Raw genomic sequence first — 21,783 nt, 5'->3', positions numbered from 1 at the left:
CATCAAAAATAAATGTTTGTACATTGAAGCACCAATAAATTCGTTAAAAAAGCGCTTCTACACTTGGATTGGTTCAGATTATCTTTACAACTCAATAAATTCCCTATTCAGCGGGCTCAGAAAAAACTCGAGGAGGTTAAGAACATCCCTGAAGCCGAATATGAGAAGTATCAATACCGGCAGAGAAATCTATTGCTGGACTATCATATTCAGCATAACGATTTTTACCGCGATTTTTTTAAATGGGAAGGTTTTGACGATTGGAGCAAAGTCCCGATCATGAAAAAATCTGATCTGCAACAACCGCTCAAGGATAGGTTAAGTTCTACGTATACAACGAAGTCGGCTTATGTAGGGAAAACTTCCGGAAGCAGTGGACATCCATTTATATTTGCCAAAAACAGGTTTGCTCATGCCTTGAGCTGGGCTGGTTTTCAGGATCGCTATTCCTGGTATGGAATCGATCTTAACACCTCGTTACAGGCCAGGTTCTACGGAATTCCTCTTGATTTCTTCGGAAATGTGCAGGAACGATTGAAGGACAGAATAAGCCTGAGGCGGAGGTTCAATATTTTTGATCTTAGTGAACAGAAAATGGAATCGTTTCTGGAACGTTTTAAAAAGGCAGATTTCAATTATCTGAATGGTTACACCAGTGCCATCCTGCTATTCGCAAAATTTTTAAAGGATCGCGAAATCCTGCTGAAGGATCTTTGTCCAAGTCTTAAAATATGCATTGTAACTTCTGAAAGACTCTTTAAAAATGATAAAGAACTGATCGAAAATGTTCTGGGAGTCCCGGTGATCAATGAATACGGCGCAAGCGAGGTTGGACTTATTGCTTTCGAGGATCCTAACCATCACTGGATCGTAAATTCTGAAGATCTTTACGTGGAGATTCTCGATGCGAATGACAGGATATTGCCCTATGGTGAGGAGGGCCGGATTGTGATCACGGCTTTATATAACTATGCTCACCCAATGATACGCTATGATATTGGGGATACAGGGGCTTTATCTACCAGAAGTACCCTTAAAAAGCCTGTTCTGGAAAAATTAGTGGGTCGTACGAATGATATCGCCCGTTTACCAGATGGGAAAGTAGTTCCAGGATTAACCTTCTATTATGTCACGAAAACCATTATAGAAGACAGCGGAAACATCAGGGAATTTATTATTACTCAAACCAGCCTGGATACTTTTCATATAGATTATGTGAGCGATATCAAACTTTCTGAGGTTCAGAGAAAAAGTATTATGAAGGCGATCGAAATATATGTGGGAAAAGATCTGAAGATCGGCTTTCAGAAAAATGAGGTACTTAAACGCACTAAAAGCGGGAAACTAAAACAATTTACCTCGCTTATTCAATAGTTAATTTCTGCTTCGATTTTACAAAGAATTGCTCGTTCAGGAAAATAAGCATTTTTTTAAGCGATGCTCTTCGGCCAAAGCCCGCAAGGCGGTAAACCTTGTAATTATATTTCAGCATTTCCAGTTTATTGCCTGAAATGGAATTCTTCCGAAGTCTATAATAGGCCAGGGATTCCCAGATTCCTTCCATAGGTCCACCTTCTTCAATAACTCTTAACCACATTGCCCAGTCCTGGCGCTTCCGAAGGTCTGGAGCATAGATCTTTCCTAACAGTCCGGCATTATAAATACCAGTTAAGTTCCCTACATAATTTGCTTTGAGCAACCTTCGATGACTCAACACTGGTAAGGCTTGAATGATAATATTGCTTTTTTTTCCAGTGTCATGCATCAACTGGTAACTGGAGAAACAAGCCGCGACATTAGTCTTGGAAAGAACTTCTAGCTGTTTCTTCAGCTTATTTTCCTTCCAGAGGTCATCTGCATCCAGAAATGAGATAAACTGTCCCTCTGCAGCTTCAATCGCTTTGTTGCGGGAGTACGCAGTTCCTTTATTCGCCGAATTGGTAAAAACCCTGATTCTATTTTCTTCGGAATCAAATTTCTGCAGGATCTGTGCAGTGGAATCATTGGAAGCATCATTTACGATAAGCAGTTCCCAGTTATGGTAAGTCTGGCAAATTACAGAGCGAATTGCATCAGCAATGTAGGCTGCACTATTGTAAGCAGGCATTATGACAGACACCAGTCCCTCCTTCATTCTATCGTCTAATATGTGCTGAAAAATCCTTGTGCTCTCTCTTATCCAGTTCCTCTTTACTCATACTCCGGAAGTGGTCATAGGTGATCTTCATACCCTCACTCCTTGAGACCTGAGGTTCCCAGCCCAGAATTTCCTTGGCTCTCGTAATATCGGGCTGACGTTGCATTGGATCATCCTGCGGTAATTCCTGAAAAACGATCTTCTGATCTGTTCCGGTTAGTTTAATGATCTCTTTTGCAAAATCAAGGATCGTGATTTCATCAGGATTTCCAATATTTACGGGATTGGAATAGTCGCTAAGTAAAAGTCGGTAAATGCCTTCTACCTGGTCATCCACAAAGCAGAAAGAACGTGTTTGCGAACCATCTCCAAAAACGGTAAGGTCCTCTCCCCTCAATGCCTGACCAATAAAAGCTGGAATCACTCGACCATCATTAAGTCGCATACGCGGGCCATATGTGTTGAAAATTCTCGCGATTCTTGTTTCCAGTCCGTGAAATCTATGATACGCCATGGTGATAGATTCCTGAAAACGTTTTGCTTCATCATAAACTCCTCGAGGGCCTATCGTGTTCACATTCCCGTAATAATCTTCGTTCTGCGGATGTACCAAAGGATCTCCGTATACTTCAGAAGTGGAAGCAATAAGAATTCTGGCATTTTTTTCCTTTGCCAGACCAAGACAGTGATGGGTTCCAAAGGAACCAACCTTCAAGGTTTGTATAGGAATTTTCAAATAATCTATAGGACTCGCTGGGGAGGCAAAGTGCAATATATAATCAAGATCTCCAGCGACATGAACGAATTTAGTAATATCATGATGATGAAATTCGAAATTCTTTTCCTTGATGAGATGTTCAATATTCTTAAGATCACCAGTAATAAGATTATCCATTCCAATAACAGAATAACCTTCCCTGATAAACCGGTCACATAAGTGAGATCCTAAAAATCCCGCTGCTCCGGTAATTAGTATTCTTTTAGCCATATTCTCGTTTTAAACAACCTCATCGATCAAGTCCCGCAGACTCTTTCTCCAGTCCTTAATCTCACCGAACTCTTGTACTGCTTTTCCCTTGGAAAGCACACTATATTCAGGTCTTTCAGCCAAGGTCTTAAAAAATCCCGTTTTAATCAGAACTACCTGGTCTATTTTTCTGGAGTAATTCAATATTTCTTCGGCGAAATCATACCAGCTCGCCTGTCCCAGGTTGCTAAAATGGTAAATGCCGGTTGCAGACGAATTTTTCTGAATGCCATCCAGAACATACATGGCCAGGTCGTTGGCGTTGGTTGGAGTACCAAGCTGCGTAGTAGTAATATTTAAGGTCGCTTTTTCAGCAGCTTTTTTTAAGATCGTACAAAAGAAATTATGTCCAAATTCTGAATACAACCAACTCGTTCTGAAGATTAAATGATCATCAAGAGCTTCACTGATCTGTCTCTCTCCCGCTAACTTGGATGCCCCATAAACATTGATAGGATTTACATCATCGGTTTCGAGGTAAGCTTCTGTTTTGCTTCCGTCGAAAACATAATCGGTTGAGAAATGGATCATTTTAACCTGCTTTGCGGCACAAACTTCTGCAAGTTTACCTGCCGCTTCAGCATTGATCTGGAATGCCTTTTCTTTCTCAGATTCTGCTTTTTCTACATTGGTATAAGCCGCGGCGTTAATACAGAAATCATAAGATCGCGAAGAGAATAGCCTTTCTACTTCTGCAAAATTGCTAATATCCAGCTCTTTCGAGCTTTTGAAATCAAAGTTAAAATCGGGGTATTTTTTTCTATGCTTTCTAAAACATGAACCTAACTGACCATTTGCACCGGTTACCAGGATATTCTTCAAAATACATCTTTTAGAAATGGAAGCTCTTTGTCTTTATCTGATAAGATCATTTGATCTTCTGGAAAATTCCAGTCGATATTGAGATCGGGATCATTGTATCTAATTCCGGCTTCAGAGCCTGGAGTATAATAATGATCACATTTATAAGCAAAAACAGAACGTTTGGAAAGCGTTACAAAGCCATGTCCAAAACCTTTGGGAACATATAGCTGAAACAAATTCTCATCGTCCAGTATGACTGAAAAAGTCTTTTTAAAACTCGGAGAATCTGGTCGTAAATCCACCACCACATCCAAAACCTTCCCGTGGATCACTCTTACGATCTTAGTTTGAGCGAATTCTCCCTGTTGATAATGCAGACCTCGTAAGACACCATAATGCGACATGGATTGATTATCCTGAACAAATTCAGCATCTATACCACTAAATTCTGCCAACCTCTTGCGATGATAGGTCTCCAGAAACAATCCGCGATGATCTTCAAACATGGTAGGTTTGATGAGCAGGCAGTCTTTTAGCGGAGTTTTTTCGATTTGCATAAACGGTTTTTAGGAGTTGAAGATCTGTTCCAGGATCTTTTCAGTAATAAGATAGGTTGGTTTTACTCCAGATGTTCCAAGTCCCCCAGAAGCAAGCGTACTTCCTGTTTCCAATGGATTATCTGATGCGTAATAAGCATATCTTACCTGAACATCTTCATCAATACTTCCTCGTAACCTGGAAGCTGCCTGTATCGCCTTTTGATAATGAGCACCTTCCATTTCCAGTCCACAAACGTTCCATGTAGAATCATGGAAAAATCTTAGAATATCCTTATTCTGCAGTGATGTTCCCAGTACAGTGATCATTGCTCCGTCTACCACGCTGATTCCCTGGCCTTCGAGATCAGATTTCTTTAACTGGTTTTCAAAAGGATAATTATCTGCTGTTCCTTCAAATAAATGGGCATCAGGGATCATGATATCTCCCTTTCCACCTTCAAGAATTCCGGCTTTCCCCATAATGGAAACCGACTTCACATTAAGCTTGATCTCTTTTCCATCGTTATCAAAAGGTTTAAGCAGTTCATCCATAGTTTCATAGGCCTGCTCACCAAATGCGTAGTCCATGACCACTAGTACTGGTTTTTCTGAAAGATCTATATCAGCGAATTTATCGGTTTGGAAACCACCTTCCAATTGCGCAGTATCAAAGATCTGCACATCGATATTGGTTCCACTTTTATCTTCAAGAAAGGTCATCCCGTTATCCAGAGCAAATTTGGTGATCTTTGTTCTAAGGTTGCCATTGCCACTATCACTTAGTTCTTCGTAAATATCAAGGGGTTTTTTCTTTTTCAATTCTGTTTTGAAAGCACAGGGAGTATACAAGGTGTTCATTACACTATGCATATTCGCAGAGATGATATGAATTGGTCTTTTAATAAGTTCTTCTTTGGTAAGAAAACTCTTAATATCATTCGCCCAGACTTCTCCATGAATGTGATGTCCCAGTCTTTCCCGCAACACAGGGCTAAAAGTGATGATTCTTTTTTCATTCTGAACCGCTTCCTTGATCGCCATTTTTCCCAGTGACCAGATCACTCTAAGAAATCTATCCGGATTGTCTGGTGTGCTAAATTTAGGATAAAGTTTATTGATATCTGAAAAAGTTCTTCCCAGGATACTGGCGGTATGGGTAAGAGCTATTTCCCGCTGTGATTGTGTGAGTGGATCTTTTTGAGTTACAGCAAAATCCAGCTTTTCCCAGTCCCGGTTCACGCTTCCGTCTTCATCAATAATCACCCTTTTCATGATCTTATGCGATTCTATAAATAGAAAAGTAAGATGCGTAAGGATATCATAGATCTCTGAGCGACCACGAGTGATCTCAATGTTCATTTGCTCATCATCGATCCTATAGCAGTTTCTACGTCTTTTAGGCGGTATAATAGGCTTGAAATGCGAATTCCCGTAACCTTCATCGCTGGTAAGATTTATAAACCTGCATTCTTCGATACCGTGTGGTAAACGATCTATAACGTATAGCAAACCTTCCAGTTCTGCTTTTTCGTTCGCGATTGATCCGTAAATCTCAGGACGTAGTGTAAGTAAGGATTCCCTTAAAGTTTCTCCGGAAACACCCATAGGCTTATAAAAACCACGGTTGAAAAGGTGTCTCATCGTGATATACATTCGTTCAATTGCTCCTGAACTTTCCTGAGCTCTTGTTCTTCCCTGTAACTTTAATATTGACATAGTTTTATTTTATATAATCTCATTTAATTTATCAGCAATCTTCCTGTCATTGGATAATCTTGGCAGTTTATTCTGTCCTCCAAGCTTTCCAATGGATTTCATGTATTGCTGAAATGTATTTGGTGGCAATTTAGTGATCTTGAGCCTTTGAAGGATGCTTCCATCTATAAGATCCTTATAATATGAATTCTGCTGTTGCATCGCTTTATCGATAACTCCAGCAAAATGATCTAAATCCTGCGGTTCTTTCTCAAATTCTATAAACCATTCGTGGTACGGTAATTCATCAATATCCGGGCTTATTTGTGGTGCTACCGTAAACTCGCTAATAGCAGCCTGCGTATCTTTAACTGCTTCCTGCAAGGCCTCTTCCACTTCCTTCGCGATCACATGTTCTCCAAAAGCTGAAATAAAATGCTTGATCCTTCCGGAGACTATGACTCTATATGGTTTTACTGAAGTGAACTGTATGGTATCACCAATATTATATGCCCATAGACCAGCGGTAGAACTTATGATCATGACATAGTTCACCCCAATCTCTACATCCTTCAGAAGCAAACGTGCTGCATTTTCATCAAAGAATTTATCTGCTTCAATGAATTCGTAAAAAATCCCGGAGTCCAGCTGAAGCAGCATCCCATGAACATTCTGCTTATCCTGAAAAGCAAAAAAACCTTCCGAAGCAGGGTATAATTCAATACTATCCACCCTTCTGCCAATCAGTTTTTCGAATTTGGCGCGATAAGGTTCGTAATTAACTCCACCATAAATGAACAGGTCAAAATTTGGAAAAATATCACCTACCTTTTCGCCAGTCTTATCGATCAATCGTTCAAAATACATTTGCACCCAGGATGGAATCCCGCTTATAACCGACATATCTTCCTGTACAGTTTCCTCTACGATCGCATCCACCTTGGTCTCCCAATCGTCGATACAATTAGTTTCCCAGGAAGGCATTCTGTTCTTTTGAAGATAGCCTGGAACAAAATGAGCCACTATACCCGATAACCTGCCTAGTTTCACTCCATTTTTCTCCTGCAATTCCGGACTTCCCTGCAGGAATATCATCTTACCATCCACGAACTTACTATTCCCGGTATCATGGATATAGCATAAAATAGCATTTCTGGCAGCTTCTATATGCGTGGGCATACTGTCTTTGGTTAGCGGAATATATTTAGCTCCACTGGTGGTTCCTGAAGTTTTCGCGTAATACATAGGTTTTCCGGGCCATAATACATCCTCTTCTCCGGAAACCATCAGGTCCATATAATTCTTTAATTCTTCATAATCTCTTACGGGAACCTGTTTTGTGAAATCCTGATGACTGTTTATATTTTGAAAATGGTGATCCTTACCGAATTTGGTATTTGCTCCTTTTTTCAATAATTGCTGAAAAACTTTCTCCTGAGTATCATGAGGATTCTCAGCCCATTTATTCATTTTTTTTCTAACATAGGAAGCAAAGATCCCGGCAGCAAAAGATTTTATAGACATAGATTAATTGAAATCAATATATTCTGAAGGATCCACAGGATTTCCTTCGTTCCAAAGTTCAAAGTGTAAATGCGGTCCTGTAGTAAATTCGCCGGTATTACCAGCAGTAGCGATCACCTCGCCAGATCGTACTATGTCGCCCTGACTTTTACTCAGCGAAGCATTATGTTTATAAACAGACAGCAAGCCATAACTGTGTTCGATGATGATCACATACCCGGTCTCCGCAGTCCACTCTGCAAAGATCACGCGACCATCTGCGACCGACTTTATTGGCGAATTCCTGGTGGTAACGATATCTATAGCATAATGCTTATTTTCGATATTATAACTTTCAGAAATAGTTCCTTTAACCGGCGGAAAGAGTGAAAAATTGATATTATCTGTAGCCGTTGGCAGGATATTATATTTATCCTCTTCAGCAACTTCTTCACGCAACAAACTATCTGCCTTGATGCGGTTGATCTCCTGATATTCCAGATCGGTTATGGGCTGGCTTAGAATAGAATCCCTGTCCAGTTGCTGTACATCAAACTCACCTCGTAGCGCATCCTGAATAGATTGTAAATACTGGTCGTTCATACGCATCTTGTTTTGCAGAGAATCTGAAGTATAAGCCAGTTTTGTAGCTTTTTCCTTTAATTCTGCGGAAGAATAACCAGGAATATACTCCCTCAAAGGTGTAAAAGCAATCAGGAAGGTAGTCATAGCGATCAAAAGAATTGCTGAGATCCCAACAGCTACGAAAACGTTTAATCTTGTTAAGCGAAAAGAGAACCTTTCCTCAAAAGTATCTTCGTTAAGAACCACCATGCGGTACTTATGCAGCAGTTTCTTAGCGAACTTCTTTTTAGGTTTTGTGTTTTCAGCCATAGCCGTGATTGAGTATTACAAAGATAAATTAAAATAATTCGAATTCCTGAATGACCGTGACCGTTATTATTAGTGAGCAGGTATACATCAATTTATTGTCTTCTTAACGTTTATATTAGGTTATTCTTGTTAAGTTTGTAGAACAAAATTATAACACATGAACGCATTTATCTTGCCTTTGGCTATAGGAGCACCACAAATTATCCTGATTGTAGTGGTAATATTGTTGCTTTTTGGAGGACGAAAAATCCCTGAATTAATGAGAGGCCTTGGTAGCGGAATTAAAGAATTTAAAGACGCTTCAAAGGATGATGAGAATCCTGCAACTACAGACGATAGTAAAAAAGTACCGGAAGAGAATAAGTAAATCGGTATTTTAGAATATAAAAAAAGCCCAACTTTTCAGTTGGGCTTTTTTTAGTTTAGTTTAGCCGATCGCAGTATAGCATCGAGCTCGAAGATATTATCCCGTTTTGCCCGCGATGGTGAGAATACAAATCCTTCCAGGATCAAATACCTGTTGTTTGCTTTATCCTTTATGGCGTAGTTTACGAAAGGTCCGGCCATAAAATCATTCTGTACTTCCCATGTACCTCTTGTTTCATAAGCAAATTTGCCATCTACCGTAGATTCGAATAAGTATGGAGCATATGCTTTTTCAGTGATCATATAGGAATCCTCCAGTCGGCCCGGGATCATCGCTTCTCCAATAGAATCACGCATTTTAATGATGTTTGAAACCACGCTGGAATCATTATCTATAGAACTCATAGGAACCTCGTAAACAAGTATTTCCATGCTTCCTTTTGGGATCTCTTTTCTTATCCAGCTGAATTTATCCTCTTCCTTAGCATATCTGTAAGCTGAAGGAAACTTTAGATCTATACCAAATTTCTCTTTCAATGCTACGTCATCTGAAAGTGATTTTCTAATTCGGCGTTGCTTCTCTGTTAGTTCGGTTTGTTTCAGAATGTCTATGATTGTATCAGACTTTCTTTCAATAACATCTATAATATCCTGTGAATTTTTCCCTTGAAGTACGATTCCTTTTTGTGGACGGGAAAACTCATCACTTATCACAGCCATTCCCTGTTTGCCGTTTTCGATCTTTAAAAAGATCCTGCTGTTACGTACAAATCCGCTAAATGTTTCCGGTGGTATCTGGCTTAAGCTGAAAAGTGGTTCTTCCTGGGGCAGTCCATCTACCGGAGCTGCAAATCTGGTCCTTATGGCCTCTCCTACTTCACCTTCCCACATCTGGTTATCGATCACGACTGTGAGCTGATTAATGTTTCCGGAAGAATCTGATAGGATTCGGGCGTCTTTCTTTTGATCTTTACTTTCCTCGCAGGCAAAAAACAGGAAAATACTGGCTAGTACTAATAGGCTACGTTTCATTTTTTCGGATTAGGTTTTTTTAGAACCTTAACCTTTGGAAATCTTGATCTTCATTCCAGGTTTAAGGCTGTTGGTATTCATATCATTCCAACTCCTCAAATTCTGTACCGTAACTCCCGGGAACTTTTTTGAGATGCTCCAGAGACTGTCTCCACTCTTAACCGTATAGATCTTTGGATTCGATGAATTAGAGGCTGTAGAAGTATTTGAAGAGGATGCTACGGGCTTTCTAGGATAGATGGTTAGATACTGTCCTATTCTTAAATTATTGCTACGCATGTTATTCCAACGCCTTATACTACTAACACCAACACCGTATTTTTCTGCGATCTTACCAAGGTAATCGCCTTTTCTCACTCTGTAACGAACCTTATCCTCGGTTTTCACTAACTGAGGTAGTTCTTTTTCCTTTTCTTTTGCCTGAGTATCTACAAAATCATAGATCGCATTTTCATTGGAAACAAACTTACCAATCGCCGGTTTAGGCAATCTCAACGTATATTTTTCGTCCTCAACAAATGGAATTATATCAAGCTTGTAACTTGGATTGAGAAATTGAAGCATTTCTTTCTCTACACCCGTTACCTTAGATATTTGATCGAAAGTGATCAACTGCTTCACCTGCAATGTATCAGTTTCAAAGAACACAACATCTGGATTTGCAGGCTGGAATTTATGCTCATCGGCATATTCAAAAAGATATAAAGTAGCCAGAAATGCAGGAACATAACCTGCCGTTTCACGTGGAAGGAATCTTCTTAAGTGCCAGTAATCTGTAGATCCACCGCTTCTTCGTATTGCTTTAGATACATTTCCGGGACCCGAATTATAAGAGGCAAGTACAAGGTTCCAGTCACCAAAAACTTTATATAAACTGGAAAGATACTGCGCTGCAGCTTCCGTAGATCTAGATGGATCCATACGTTCATCTACATAAGAACTTACATCAAGTCCGTGCATTTTCCCGGTTGGAAACATAAATTGCCATAAACCTGTAGCTCCAACTCGTGATTTCGCTCTGGGATTTAAAGCCGATTCTACAATAGAAAGATATTTGATCTCCAAGGGAACATCGTACTTATCCAATTCCTGCTCATAGAGCGGAAAGTAGTAGGTACTTAGCGCCATAAGTCGCTCCATTCCCTTTTTATTCCTTTTCAGGTATGATTTTATGACCGATTCCAGTATTGGATTGTATTCTACGTTAAAAGGTGTTCTCGCATTCAGCCTGGCTAACCTTGCCTTAAGAGTATCTGTAGGAAGCTCATCGTAGACGACTTTTTCGTAGTCCTGATCTTCGATAGACTTCTGCATGGTTTCAAAAAGATCTGAATTTGTAAGCTCCAGCCTCCAGAGAGAATCTATAGTCTTTGCTTTTGGAAGATCTGAAAGCGCTACTTTCGAAGAATCTCTGATCACTGCGGAAATAGGCAGTTTATTCTGAAATTCCGGATCTGGTTCCGTCAGTTTGATTTCAGTATCATCACTTTTCTGAAATATCTGAACTCTGAAATTCGCTTTTTCCTCACGAACCTTCTTATCTTTTTCCTGAGCAAAACCAGAAATTCCTGCCAATAGCAGCACTGCAAAAAATCTTCGTTTCAGCATAAAAATGTTTTGAATAACAAACGGGAATTAATCAAATTTCGTACCCGATTAATTCTTAATTGCCTCGATACCCGGAAGTGATTTTCCTTCAAGCATCTCCAGCATCGCTCCACCACCGGTAGAAACGTAACTCACCTTATCTGCAAATCCAAATTGTTTCACAGCTGCAACTGAATCTCCTCCTCCAACTAAAGAGAAAGCACCATTTTCTGTAGCTTCCACGATCGCTTTACCAAGTTCTATGGTTCCCTGAGCAAATGTCTCCATTTCAAAAACTCCTAGTGGACCGTTCCAGAGAATGATCTTGGAATCCTTAATCACATTTGCGAAATTCCTAACCGTTTTTGGTCCTACATCAAGTCCCATCCAACCATCAGGAATATTATCCACACTCTCAACCTGTGTGCTAGCCTGTTCAGAAAAACTATCTGCGATCACTGAGTCTACCGGTAAATGAACTTCCACGCCTTTTTCCTTAGCTTTTTTAAGGATTTCAAGAGCAAGTTCCTGTTTATCATCTTCCACAAGTGAAGTACCAATATGCCCGCCCTGAGCTTTAATAAAAGTATAGGTCATCCCACCACCAATGATGAGGTGATCGATCTTATCAAGAATATTTTCTATTACGGTGATTTTAGAAGACACTTTCGCACCACCAAGTACAGCTGTCACCGGCTTTTCACTACTGTTTAAAACCTTGTCAAGACTTTTGATCTCCTTAGCTAATAAATAACCAAAGCACTTATCTTCAAAGTATTTTGCTACGATGGTTGTAGAAGCATGCGCTCTATGCGCAGTCCCAAATGCATCGTTTACATAGATATCACCTAGTTTGGCCAGTTTTTCAGCGAAAGCTTCATTCCCGGCAGTCTCTTCCTCATGAAATCTGAGGTTTTCCAGTAAAAGAATTTCTCCAGACTTCAGGTCATTTGCAGCTTTTTCAACTTCCTCACCAGTACAGTCTTCCACAAACTTTACGCTTACTCCAAGAACTTCAGAAACTTTGTCCTGTATATGTTGTAACGAGTATTTACTTTCTTTTCCTTTTGGACGACCCAGGTGCGACATCAAAACTACGCTCCCGCCATCTTCAAGAATTTTGATGATTGTAGGTTTAGCAGCCTCTATTCTATTGGCATCAGTCACCTCCATCTCATCATTCAAAGGCACATTAAAATCTACTCGAATTAAAGCCTGTTTACTCTTAAAGTTATAATCGTCTATAGTTTTCATAGGTTTGCTTTGTTACAAATATAAATTTTTCCGAAGATAATAAAGCTTATATAATTTTATATTTGCCTATGCTTTTTAGAGAAATAATAGGCCTTCCGCATATAAAAAATCACCTTGTGACCACGGCAGACCGGAGAAGAATTCCGCATGCTCAACTTTTTACCGGAAAGGCTGGTAGTGGGACTTTACCCATGGCGATCGCCTACGCTCAATATATATTATGTGGTAATTCTAATGGAGAAAATGATTCAGAAAGTTCAGCTTCCTGCAATCTGAAATTCAATAATCTTTCTCATCCAGATCTGCACTTCGCATTTCCGGTTGCAACCAATGAAAAGATCAAAAAACATCCGGTTTCTTCACATTTTCTCGAAGAGTGGCGACAGTTTGTTCAAACGAATCCCTACGGAAGTTTATATGACTGGTATCAAAGTCTTGGAATTGAAAACAAGCAAGGCAAGATTGGGGTAGATGAAGCTCATGAGATCGTAAAATCACTTTCCTTAAAAAGTTATGAAGGTGGTTTTAAAGTGATGATTATCTGGATGCCTGAAAAGTTGAACAATGAAGCTTCCAACAAGTTGCTGAAATTAATAGAAGAGCCGCCAAGCAAAACTATCTTTTTACTTGTTACTGAAGCTGAAGAACAAATTATTCAAACCATTAGGTCCAGATGCCAGCGGTTGCATTTTCCACCTCTTGGAGAATCTGATATCGAAGAATATCTAATTCGCAAAGAGGATTGTGAACCAAAAATTGCTAAGAAGATTGCTCATCAGGCTAACGGTGATTATACTAAGGCAGTACATATCTTAAGAAAAGATGCGGGCGATGAACAGTTCCAGGCCTGGTTCATTCAATGGGTGCGGAGTGCATTTCAAGCTAAAGGAAACAAAGCTACAGTATTGGAACTGGTAGCCTGGAGTGATGAGATCGCATCCCTCAACCGCGAAACCCAGAAAAGCTTTCTCCGATATTGTCTCGACTTCTTCAGGCAGGCCATGTTGCTAAATTATAAGGCTAAAGACTTAGTTTATATTGATATTGAACCAAAAGTCTTTAAATTCGATAAATTCGCCACGTTTATAAATGGTAAGAATATTGGAGAAATTTCCGAAGCAATAGAAACTGCCATTTATCATATTGGTAGAAATGGAAATGCTAAAATTATCCTGACCGATCTTTCAATTAAACTAACCCGATATCTACACAAAAAATAACGAATTATGGAAAATCTGAATACCTATATCACTGAGATTCTAATACTGCTATTCATTCTTATTACATTCTTACAATCTGGTGTTGATAAGATGATGGACTGGAATGGAAATACTGGTTGGCTGAAGGAACATTTCTCAAAAACCTTTCTGGCAGGAATGGTGCCCCTCATGGTTGGAATTATCCTGGTTATCGAAGTCATTGTAGGATTTCTTGCGATTGCAGGTATCTACACATTAATATCCAGCGGTAATTCTGATTTAGGACTGCTAGCTTCCATTCTCGCATGTGTCACTTTGCTTATGCTATTATTTGGACAGAGAGTGGCTAAAGATTATGCAGGAGCTTTTACGCTTACCGGATACTTTATCGTATGCATCTTGGGTGTCTGGTTAATGAATTAAAAAAGATTTTTAAATAAAAAAAGGCTCCTATTTAGGAGCCTTTTTATGTATAAGTATTTGTAGAATTTAGTCTTCTACTTCTTCGTTTTCTTCAGTAGCAACATCAGCTCCACCGTATTGCTCGTTCAATTCAGCTAAAACATCCTGAGTAATATCAAGACCTTCTTCAGCATACATAATATTTGCAGATTCATTGGAACCAAAAATATAAGTATAACCATTATCCTTTCCGTAGTCTTTCACGTATCCCTTAACCTTTTCAACTAAAGAATCCATAGCAGCCGTACTTTGCTCTCTAAGACGGTTACTTTGCATTTGCTGTTGTTGTTGTAGCATTTGCTGTTTTTGCATAAGCGTACGTTCCTTTTCCTGTCTTTGTGCATCAGACATGGAATTCATTTCAGACTGGTAAGCCTGAACTTCTTCCTGAAAAGATTTTGCTACAGAATCAAGTTGTTGACGAACAGAATCTGATTTGGAAGTGAACTCAGCTTCCACTTCTTTCATTTCTTTATATTCCTGTACTAATACTTTAGTATCTACATAAGCTGTTTTTTGCTCGTTACATGATACCATTAAAATTGCAACTGCAGCAATTCCGAAAACTTTTTTGATCATAGTTAAAAAATTTGATTGGCAAAGGTAAGAAACTAATCTTAGAGTGAAATAGGAGTTTGAATAGTTGTTATCGATAAGATTAATCTAAAATTTATTCATTATAAAATTAATCTATAAGAAATGAAGTCTTTAGATTCGTTTTAAGAGACTCTAGGCAATTTTATAGGATCAACTTAATATAAATATATCAACTGCTCTTAAAATGGCTAAAACAAGCTTATTTATGATTTTCTGTAGAAATAAGCAATGGAAGAGTACTCTCCGGTAGACCTTGCCTTGAAGTTCGAAATTAGACCGCGCCAAAATGCATTTATTTTAGAAGGCTTCTGTTTTTGATTCTCCTCGCTTAATAGACTTACATAAAACGAATCGAAAATTAATGGTTTTTCACAAACCTCTATAAGGTTGTTCTTTTTTAAAAGCTGAGAAATACCACTTCTCGAAAAATGCCATAGATGTCTTGGAACGTCCCAGGCAGCCCAATAATTTTGATAGTAATAAGCATCATAAGATCTATGATTAGGAACTGCAATAATAAGAAGCCCATTTTTGTTTAATTTAGCCACCAGTCTTTTCAGCACTTCCTCGTAATCTGGAATATGTTCCAGTACATGCCAGAGGGTAATTACATCAAATGATCTAGCCTCCAACTTATCCAGGTTGTCTTCAATAGTAATTCCTTTTTTCGAAGCTAAGGCCCTAGCATCTTCGTTTGGTTCCATACCAAATACATTCCAGTTTCTATTTTGCATGTGAGCAAGAAAATCTCCTGTGCCCGCTCCGTAATCCAGAAGTTTACAACCTGCCGTTTCCTGTTCAATCCACTTTGCTTTTTTTAAAAGCATTTTAGATTTTACAAATTGATAGATCTTGTCCTGAAAATTTTCTTCTGAATCTGTGTGAGAAATATACCTATCACTTTCATAATATGCAGGTAAATTTTCTGGAACTGGAGAAGTACACAATATTCCAGACTCACTTTCTAATATAGAAAAGTTCTCCTGCGATACAAGGTGATCTTTACAGGTAAGTATAACTTCCCGCGTTTCCGGAGCTGATTTTATTTGATTTGATTCTATCAAAATTCTAATTGTTCCACGTGGAACATGAGCAAATTACCGACCCATGTAAACCAATAATACTGAAATATCGTTAGGACTTACTCCACTAATTCTAGAGGCTTGAGAAACGGTAGCAGGTTGTACTTTCTTGAGTTTCTCTCTCGCTTCGTATGACATACTTTTTATACTGGAATAATCAAAGTTTGATGGAATACGAACATTCTCCAAACGATTTAATTTGTCGGCATTGTTTTTCTCCTTCTCAATGTATCCTGAGTATTTAACCTGAATTTCGGTTTGCTCTATCATTTCGGTGTTGAGATCATTCTCAACTATAAACTCATTTACGCCAGAAAAACTGCGCACATCTTCCATCGTGATTTGTGGTCTTGAAAAAACCTTAAAGACCTTATCACTTTGTTTCATGGGAGAAGAATTTCGAGTTTCCAGAACAGGATTTGCTTCTGCCGGGATGACACTTAGATCCTTCAAATGCTGAACAAACTTAAAAGATTTTTCTTTCTTTTCTTCCATTTTCCTCATCCGCTCTACAGAAGCTAAACCGATATTATAAGATTTTTCGGTTAACCTGAAATCGGCATTATCCTGTCTTAATAAAGTTCTATACTCCGCTCTTGAAGTAAACATTCTATAAGGTTCTTCTGTACCCTTTGTTATTAGATCATCTATAAGGACCCCAATATATGCCTCGTTACGCTTCAGAATAAATTCATCTTTTTCCTGAACTTTTAGAGCGGCATTAATACCAGCCATCATGCCCTGGCAAGCCGCTTCCTCATATCCTGTTGTTCCATTAATCTGACCCGCAAAATATAAACCATCAATCAACTTCGTCTCCAGGGTATGCTTCAACTGAGTTGGTGGAAAATAATCATATTCTATTGCGTAACCTGGCCTGAAGAATTTCACATTCTCAAATCCCGCCACAGATCTTAAGGCTTTAAACTGAACATCTTCTGGAAGTGAAGTTGAAAACCCATTCACATAGACTTCTACGGTATTCCAACCTTCGGGTTCTACAAATAACTGATGTCTGTCCTTATCTGCAAATCTATTGATCTTGTCTTCTATGGAAGGACAGTATCTAGGACCGAGACTTTTTATACGTCCGTTAAACATAGGAGATCGATCAAAACCATCCTTTAGTATCTCGTGCACTTCATTAGAAGTGTAAGTCATGTAACAACTACGTTGTTTTTCCAAAGGCTTAGTCTCATCTGAATAAGAGAATTTAGAAGGGATTACATCACCAGGTTGCTCGGTCATTTTAGAATAATCGAGAGATCTACCATCCACACGCGGAGGAGTTCCTGTCTTCATTCTTCCAGCTTCAAATCCTACGTCGATCAGATCTTTAGTAATACCGGTTGCAGCTCTTTCCCCTGCTCTACCGCCTCCAAATTGCTTATCACCTATATGGATGAGTCCGTTTAGAAATGTTCCATTTGTACATATAACAGATTTGGAACGAACTTCCAGACCTAGGGAAGTTCTTACCCCTGTTATCTTATCATTTTCGATAATCAAACCTGCTACCATTTCCTGATAAAAATCAAGATTTGGAGTTTGCTCCAACTTTAAACGCCAGTCCTCAGCAAAACGCATACGATCACTTTGCACACGCGGACTCCACATTGCAGGTCCTTTGGATTTATTCAACATTTTAAACTGAATAGCACTGGTATCACTTACAATACCACTGTACCCACCCATTGCATCTATTTCTCTTACGATCTGACCTTTTGCTATACCTCCCATAGCAGGATTACAACTCATCTGAGCGATATTCTGCAAATTCATTGTAATTAAAAGCGTACTACTGCCCATATTAGCGGCAGCGGCGGCAGCTTCACTTCCTGCGTGTCCAGCTCCAATTACTATAACATCATATTCTTTATCGAACATAAAATCCCCTTTTCATTACGAATGTTCCACGTGGAACATTTTGATTTTCTCGTCTTCCTTACGTCGCATTAAATCACTCTCACTTTCAGACTTATCCTTATATCCGCAAAAATGTAACATACCGTGCGCGATAACTCGTTTCAGCTCCTGAAGAAAATCCACATTATAATCTGCAGCATTCTCCTCTACTCTTTCTGTACTAATGAAAATATCCCCATTGAGGGAATTACCAACAGTATTATCAAAACTGATAATATCTGTATAGGTATCGTGATCTAAATAATTCCGGTTAATCTCCAACAAGTAATCATCATCACAGAAAATATAATTGATCTCGCCTATATTTTTATGCTCAGATTCAGCAAGCCTGAATAACCAGTTTTGAAATAGTTCTTCATCCTTCAGGCTGAAGTTGTTTTCATTGAAAAAATTAATCGTTCCTTTCACCAAAATATTCCTTAACCTTAGATCTATAAATTTGCTGCAAAGGTAAGACTTGTCTGTTTAAAATTTCAGTTGATTGGAAATATTCTTTAGCGGTATTTATCTGGTTTTGAAGCCTGTTCTCATAGTTCAGGGTATTCGTGTTTGCTTTCCTCTTATTATCAAATCCCTGTTTTTGCGCAGCGCTCTTCATTTTCATTAATTCATAATCCAGCTGCTTCATTCTTTCCAGGGTTTTCCCATCCAAACCCTTCTCCAAAAGATCCTCCTCGATTTGTTCCATCTTCTTCTCGAGAGCGTTAGATGCGCCATTTTCCATTAATTCATCTAGTTTCCTTCTGATGTTTTGCTGACGTTTATAAATTTCAAATATCTCACCAGAATTTTTCTGACTAGGCATCCCGGATCTATCAGGAATTTCCATGTTTTGTTGCATATCCTGCTGAAGTTCTTTTTGTTCATCGATGATCTGTTGCAATTGAAATTCCTGTCCATCACCAGAACCAGATTGCGGATTGGACATCATATCCTGCATAGAATCCAGAACATCAGAAAGCATGACTGCAAGATCATTTGCCCCGGTGACAACATATTGCTGACTAGCGGTACCCTGACCTATTTGATTTTCAGCTAAACGTTCCAGCGACTTTTCTATATCAAAATCTATATCTGTAAGTTTGGAAGTTATCTTACTTGAGAACATTGGATTTTGCAGTGCAAGACTGTAAATACTGTCATCAATATGTTCAAAGTTTTCCCTTAGTTCACTTTGATCATTTAATTTGTTCGCATAAGCTGGACTTGTTTGTTTGATACTTTTAAAGTCCTCTAGCAGTTCTTCCTGTATTAAAGAAAATCTCACCAGATTATTCAGAATTTCACGTAATACTTTAGCATCAGCTTCCAACTTCTGCATCTCTGCCTGCATTCCGGCTTGTTGCATCTTAGAACTTAATTCTCGCATTTTCTTGGCAGCCTTCTTTTGTTCCTGGCTGGCATTCTTCTGCTGTTGTAATTTTTCCGATGCCTTTTTTTGGTCTTCTGAAATTTCCTCTTCTATCGCTTCATCGCGAGCTAAGGATTTTGGTTTCTTTAATTGGTCATTATCCTTGGATAATGAATCCATTTGCTTCCGAATTTTATCGAACTCATTATTTAAGCTTTCCTGCTCTTCTATAGTTGATTCAGATTCGTTCGAGATTTTCTCCTGTTCATCTGCCAGACGATCCAGGTCTCTTGCTATTTTTTGCTGTTTCTCTTCAATATAATAACGCTTGGTTAATTCTAAAAGCTGTTCAAGGTTGCGCTCATTGTTTTTGTTCTTCTTAGCCAGATCTTCCAACTTATCTCCAAGTTCTTCTTTCTGGATTTTATCAGAATACTCCTGAAGTTCCTTTAATAATTTCTCATTCTCTTTCAGACTATTTTCGTTCTCTTCGAGCCTTTGTCTTAAATCTTCTTTATCTGAAGATGGTTCCTCAGTAGATTGTTCTTCTATGCTTTCCTGAAGCTGCTTGCTATGCTTTTGCATGAGCTCATTCTGAATCTTTTGCCTTTCTAAAAATTGATCCAGGCGTTGCTTCTCATTGTAATTCAAACTACTGTTTTCCTTGTCTATCCTTTGTAGCTCCTCAAGTTCATTCGAATCCTTTCTGAAATCTTCCAGTTCTTCGGAAATCTTCTCGATAGAATTTTGTTGTTTCTCCAGGTTTTGATCTTCTCTTTCAGCCTGGGTGATCTTTCTGTAATTAAGGATCTCTGACCTGCTGGATTTAGCTCCATTTACCCCATCATTATCGAACACTTCAAAATAATAGGAATATGATATACCAGGTTCAAGTTCCAATTCGTTTGGAAAGCTGTAATAGAATTCATCCACAAGAGCTGTGCTAATATCTAACTTTTGAGTCCGTTTTTTCTGAATCGAATCTTGCGGATAATAAACCAGCTGCAATCTTGAGAGTCCATGATCATCCTCTACCCTACCTTTTATGTAAGTCTGTTGTGAGTCCAAGCTATCTCTTGTGCTTTGCACATCTATCTCCGGGTGAAGATCACGCACAACTTCAATTTGATAATCTAACTTTTCATATTCAGATTTATAGGAATTGGACGAACTGACGGAATAATCAAAATTTCTAAATATTTGTTGTTCAATATCAGCTTGATTCATATTCACTGGGAGGTTGCGGATTGAGTCTTTACTTTCAAATTGTACAAAATCTGTGGCTACAGTTGAGAAGTTCCAGGATAATTTCGACCCTTCAGGCACCTGAAAGGATCCTATACCTTTGAATACCTGATTATCTAGATTTAGATAATTAGGGTAGTTCACCTCAACTTTCATATTTGTGATCAACGGTAGTGCCAAAACCTTCAACTTATAAGTCCTGGAACTTATACCTGCGCCAATCAATTTGAAGTTTAGAGAGTTGTCTACGTTTTCAAACTTATATACAAAGCGTCCATCCCCTTCAGCAGTCAGTACACGTTTGTAGTCATCTGTAATGAGATTTAACTCTTCAGGAATCTGGTTTCCTTCAATTTGTACTAACAATTCGAAATCTGAATTCTGAAATGTTTCCAGTCTATCATTCAGAACTAAAAATTGAAATGGAGCTGGCTGTTCATATGCCTGATCATAATTACTTATTCGATTAAAACCTTCAGTGAAAACATGTGAGTTGTTAGAGATCCACAAAGCAAATATGATCAGGACAGGAAGAATTACAAGCGGTAAATATTTGCGGTTTTTCTTTAGCTCAACTGCTTCAGAAAAATTAAAGATCTTTAAATTTTCAGCTTTTTGATCAATGCTTGCAATAAGTAATTCAGATCTTTCAGAAGTATGATCCAGTTGCAATAAATTGAGTAGCCTATCCCCTATTTCTTGAAAATGTATCCCTATAATTTTTGAAGCTTGTTCTTTATCTATTCCCTTCCGAAGTTTAAATAGCTTCGAAAGAGGAATCCCAATAAAGTAAAAGAACAGGGCAATTTCAATTGCGATAAATAACCAGAATAGGAATGCTCTCACAGATTCATTAAACCAGAAAAAGTGCTCGAGGCTTGAGGTAATGAGAAAATATAACAACCCAATACCTGCAAAGAGCATCATGCCCTTTAGGATCTGGCTGAAGTAATATTTTCGAACGAAAGCATCAAGCCTGGAAAGTATGCGGTCAAAATTGCTGGTCACTAATTCTATAGTTTGTTTAAAAATACGACAATTAAGACACTTTAATTAGTAGTTGACTGAGTTTAGGATTGCTTG

General features: G+C 38.6%; 19 protein-coding genes. 4 read left to right on the top strand and 15 right to left on the bottom strand.

The annotated features are described in order from the left end of the window. Positions 1-63 precede the first annotated feature (63 nt). Positions 64-1,374, top strand: coding sequence for a phenylacetate--CoA ligase family protein (locus JM79_RS01340; protein ID WP_141876442.1), 1,311 nt, complete (start codon positions 64-66; stop codon positions 1,372-1,374). Here JM79_RS01340 and JM79_RS01335 read toward each other — a convergent pair. The 7 genes from JM79_RS01335 to JM79_RS01305 are packed head-to-tail and all read right to left on the bottom strand — an operon-like array spanning position 1,364 to position 8,599. Continuing rightward, positions 1,364-2,134, bottom strand: a complete 771-nt coding sequence (locus tag JM79_RS01335; RefSeq protein WP_141876441.1) for a glycosyltransferase family A protein — start codon at positions 2,132-2,134, stop codon at positions 1,364-1,366. The genes JM79_RS01340 and JM79_RS01335 overlap by 11 nt on opposite strands. Position 2,135: 1 nt before the next feature. Beyond that, positions 2,136-3,125, bottom strand: a complete 990-nt coding sequence (locus JM79_RS01330; RefSeq protein WP_141876440.1) for a UDP-glucuronic acid decarboxylase family protein — start codon at positions 3,123-3,125, stop codon at positions 2,136-2,138. A gap of 9 nt (positions 3,126-3,134) precedes the next feature. Next, positions 3,135-3,986: a dTDP-4-dehydrorhamnose reductase gene (rfbD, locus tag JM79_RS01325; RefSeq protein ID WP_141876439.1), complete on the bottom strand. Its 852-nt coding sequence runs from the start codon at positions 3,984-3,986 to the stop codon at positions 3,135-3,137. Then, the gene (rfbC, locus tag JM79_RS01320) at positions 3,983-4,525 is read right to left on the bottom strand and encodes a dTDP-4-dehydrorhamnose 3,5-epimerase (protein WP_141876438.1); all 543 of its coding nucleotides are present in this window, start codon (positions 4,523-4,525) and stop codon (positions 3,983-3,985) included. The genes rfbD and rfbC overlap by 4 nt, the downstream gene beginning before the upstream one ends. Positions 4,526-4,534: 9 nt before the next feature. Then, complete coding sequence (locus tag JM79_RS01315) at positions 4,535-6,223, bottom strand: hypothetical protein (protein ID WP_141876437.1); 1,689 nt, start codon at positions 6,221-6,223, stop codon at positions 4,535-4,537. Between the two features lie 9 nt (positions 6,224-6,232). After that, complete coding sequence (locus tag JM79_RS01310; RefSeq protein WP_141876436.1) at positions 6,233-7,726, bottom strand: GH3 auxin-responsive promoter family protein; 1,494 nt, start codon at positions 7,724-7,726, stop codon at positions 6,233-6,235. 3 nt (positions 7,727-7,729) lie between these two features. Then, complete coding sequence (locus tag JM79_RS01305; protein ID WP_141876435.1) at positions 7,730-8,599, bottom strand: M23 family metallopeptidase; 870 nt, start codon at positions 8,597-8,599, stop codon at positions 7,730-7,732. 157 nt (positions 8,600-8,756) lie between these two features. On the opposite strand from JM79_RS01305, the gene JM79_RS01300 reads away from it, so the two are divergent. Further along, a complete protein-coding gene (locus JM79_RS01300; protein WP_026913640.1) occupies positions 8,757-8,966 on the top strand; it encodes a twin-arginine translocase TatA/TatE family subunit in 210 nt (69 codons plus the stop codon). A gap of 50 nt (positions 8,967-9,016) precedes the next feature. Here the strand turns inward: JM79_RS01300 and JM79_RS01295 are convergent, their stop codons facing one another. Genes JM79_RS01295 through JM79_RS01285 form a run of 3 tightly spaced genes read right to left on the bottom strand, consistent with a single transcriptional unit; the run spans position 9,017 to position 12,838 of the window. Then, entirely contained in the window at positions 9,017-9,997 is a 981-nt protein-coding gene (locus JM79_RS01295; protein WP_141876434.1) for a DUF4837 family protein, read from the bottom strand. 27 nt (positions 9,998-10,024) lie between these two features. After that, positions 10,025-11,605 (bottom strand): lytic transglycosylase domain-containing protein, encoded by a 1,581-nt coding sequence (locus tag JM79_RS01290; protein ID WP_141876433.1) that lies wholly within the window; start codon positions 11,603-11,605, stop codon positions 10,025-10,027. A gap of 48 nt (positions 11,606-11,653) precedes the next feature. Further along, positions 11,654-12,838 carry a phosphoglycerate kinase gene (locus JM79_RS01285; protein ID WP_141876432.1) on the bottom strand — a complete coding sequence of 395 codons (1,185 nt, stop codon included), beginning with the start codon at positions 12,836-12,838 and terminating at the stop codon, positions 11,654-11,656. 68 nt (positions 12,839-12,906) lie between these two features. Between JM79_RS01285 and JM79_RS01280 the strand changes: the two genes are divergently transcribed. Together JM79_RS01280 and JM79_RS01275 are read left to right on the top strand one after the other, a co-directional pair. Further along, positions 12,907-14,058 (top strand): DNA polymerase III subunit delta', encoded by a 1,152-nt coding sequence (locus tag JM79_RS01280; RefSeq protein ID WP_141876431.1) that lies wholly within the window; start codon positions 12,907-12,909, stop codon positions 14,056-14,058. Between the two features lie 6 nt (positions 14,059-14,064). Further along, positions 14,065-14,460: a DoxX family protein gene (locus JM79_RS01275; protein WP_141876430.1), complete on the top strand. Its 396-nt coding sequence runs from the start codon at positions 14,065-14,067 to the stop codon at positions 14,458-14,460. Positions 14,461-14,526: 66 nt separating this feature from the next. On the opposite strand, the gene JM79_RS01270 is transcribed toward JM79_RS01275, so the two are convergent. The 5 genes from JM79_RS01270 to JM79_RS01250 form a co-directional block, all read right to left on the bottom strand. After that, complete coding sequence (locus tag JM79_RS01270; RefSeq protein ID WP_141876429.1) at positions 14,527-15,078, bottom strand: OmpH family outer membrane protein; 552 nt, start codon at positions 15,076-15,078, stop codon at positions 14,527-14,529. A gap of 221 nt (positions 15,079-15,299) precedes the next feature. Further along, complete coding sequence (locus tag JM79_RS01265) at positions 15,300-16,160, bottom strand: class I SAM-dependent methyltransferase (protein WP_347707194.1); 861 nt, start codon at positions 16,158-16,160, stop codon at positions 15,300-15,302. A 33-nt stretch (positions 16,161-16,193) separates the two neighbouring features. After that, on the bottom strand, positions 16,194-18,065 hold the full coding sequence (mnmG, locus tag JM79_RS01260; protein WP_141876428.1) for a tRNA uridine-5-carboxymethylaminomethyl(34) synthesis enzyme MnmG: 1,872 nt from the start codon (positions 18,063-18,065) through the stop codon (positions 16,194-16,196). Positions 18,066-18,080: 15 nt separating this feature from the next. Continuing rightward, positions 18,081-18,515 carry an rRNA maturation RNase YbeY gene (gene ybeY / locus JM79_RS01255; RefSeq protein ID WP_141876427.1) on the bottom strand — a complete coding sequence of 145 codons (435 nt, stop codon included), beginning with the start codon at positions 18,513-18,515 and terminating at the stop codon, positions 18,081-18,083. Further along, on the bottom strand, positions 18,496-21,708 hold the full coding sequence (locus JM79_RS01250; RefSeq protein ID WP_141876426.1) for a hypothetical protein: 3,213 nt from the start codon (positions 21,706-21,708) through the stop codon (positions 18,496-18,498). The genes ybeY and JM79_RS01250 overlap by 20 nt, the downstream gene beginning before the upstream one ends. Positions 21,709-21,783 lie beyond the last annotated feature (75 nt).

The sequence above is a fragment of the Gramella sp. Hel_I_59 genome (assembly GCF_006714895.1).
GTDB lineage: Bacteria > Bacteroidota > Bacteroidia > Flavobacteriales > Flavobacteriaceae > Christiangramia.
This window is presented reverse-complemented; position numbering and strand designations above follow the sequence as displayed.

Excerpts from the sequence above, each read along its gene's own strand:
- JM79_RS01335 (WP_141876441.1), bottom strand. The coding sequence starts at position 2,134 with ATGAAGGAGGGACTGGTGTCTGTCATAATGCCTGCTTACAATAGTGCA.
- JM79_RS01330 (WP_141876440.1), bottom strand. The coding sequence starts at position 3,125 with ATGGCTAAAAGAATACTAATTACCGGAGCAGCGGGATTTTTAGGATCT.
- rfbC (WP_141876438.1), bottom strand. The coding sequence starts at position 4,525 with ATGCAAATCGAAAAAACTCCGCTAAAAGACTGCCTGCTCATCAAACCT.
- JM79_RS01315 (WP_141876437.1), bottom strand. The coding sequence starts at position 6,223 with ATGTCAATATTAAAGTTACAGGGAAGAACAAGAGCTCAGGAAAGTTCA.
- JM79_RS01310 (WP_141876436.1), bottom strand. The coding sequence starts at position 7,726 with ATGTCTATAAAATCTTTTGCTGCCGGGATCTTTGCTTCCTATGTTAGA.
- JM79_RS01305 (WP_141876435.1), bottom strand. The coding sequence starts at position 8,599 with ATGGCTGAAAACACAAAACCTAAAAAGAAGTTCGCTAAGAAACTGCTG.
- JM79_RS01300 (WP_026913640.1), top strand. The coding sequence starts at position 8,757 with ATGAACGCATTTATCTTGCCTTTGGCTATAGGAGCACCACAAATTATC.
- JM79_RS01295 (WP_141876434.1), bottom strand. The coding sequence starts at position 9,997 with ATGAAACGTAGCCTATTAGTACTAGCCAGTATTTTCCTGTTTTTTGCC.
- JM79_RS01290 (WP_141876433.1), bottom strand. The coding sequence starts at position 11,605 with ATGCTGAAACGAAGATTTTTTGCAGTGCTGCTATTGGCAGGAATTTCT.
- JM79_RS01285 (WP_141876432.1), bottom strand. The coding sequence starts at position 12,838 with ATGAAAACTATAGACGATTATAACTTTAAGAGTAAACAGGCTTTAATT.
- JM79_RS01280 (WP_141876431.1), top strand. The coding sequence starts at position 12,907 with ATGCTTTTTAGAGAAATAATAGGCCTTCCGCATATAAAAAATCACCTT.
- JM79_RS01275 (WP_141876430.1), top strand. The coding sequence starts at position 14,065 with ATGGAAAATCTGAATACCTATATCACTGAGATTCTAATACTGCTATTC.
- JM79_RS01270 (WP_141876429.1), bottom strand. The coding sequence starts at position 15,078 with ATGATCAAAAAAGTTTTCGGAATTGCTGCAGTTGCAATTTTAATGGTA.
- mnmG (WP_141876428.1), bottom strand. The coding sequence starts at position 18,065 with ATGTTCGATAAAGAATATGATGTTATAGTAATTGGAGCTGGACACGCA.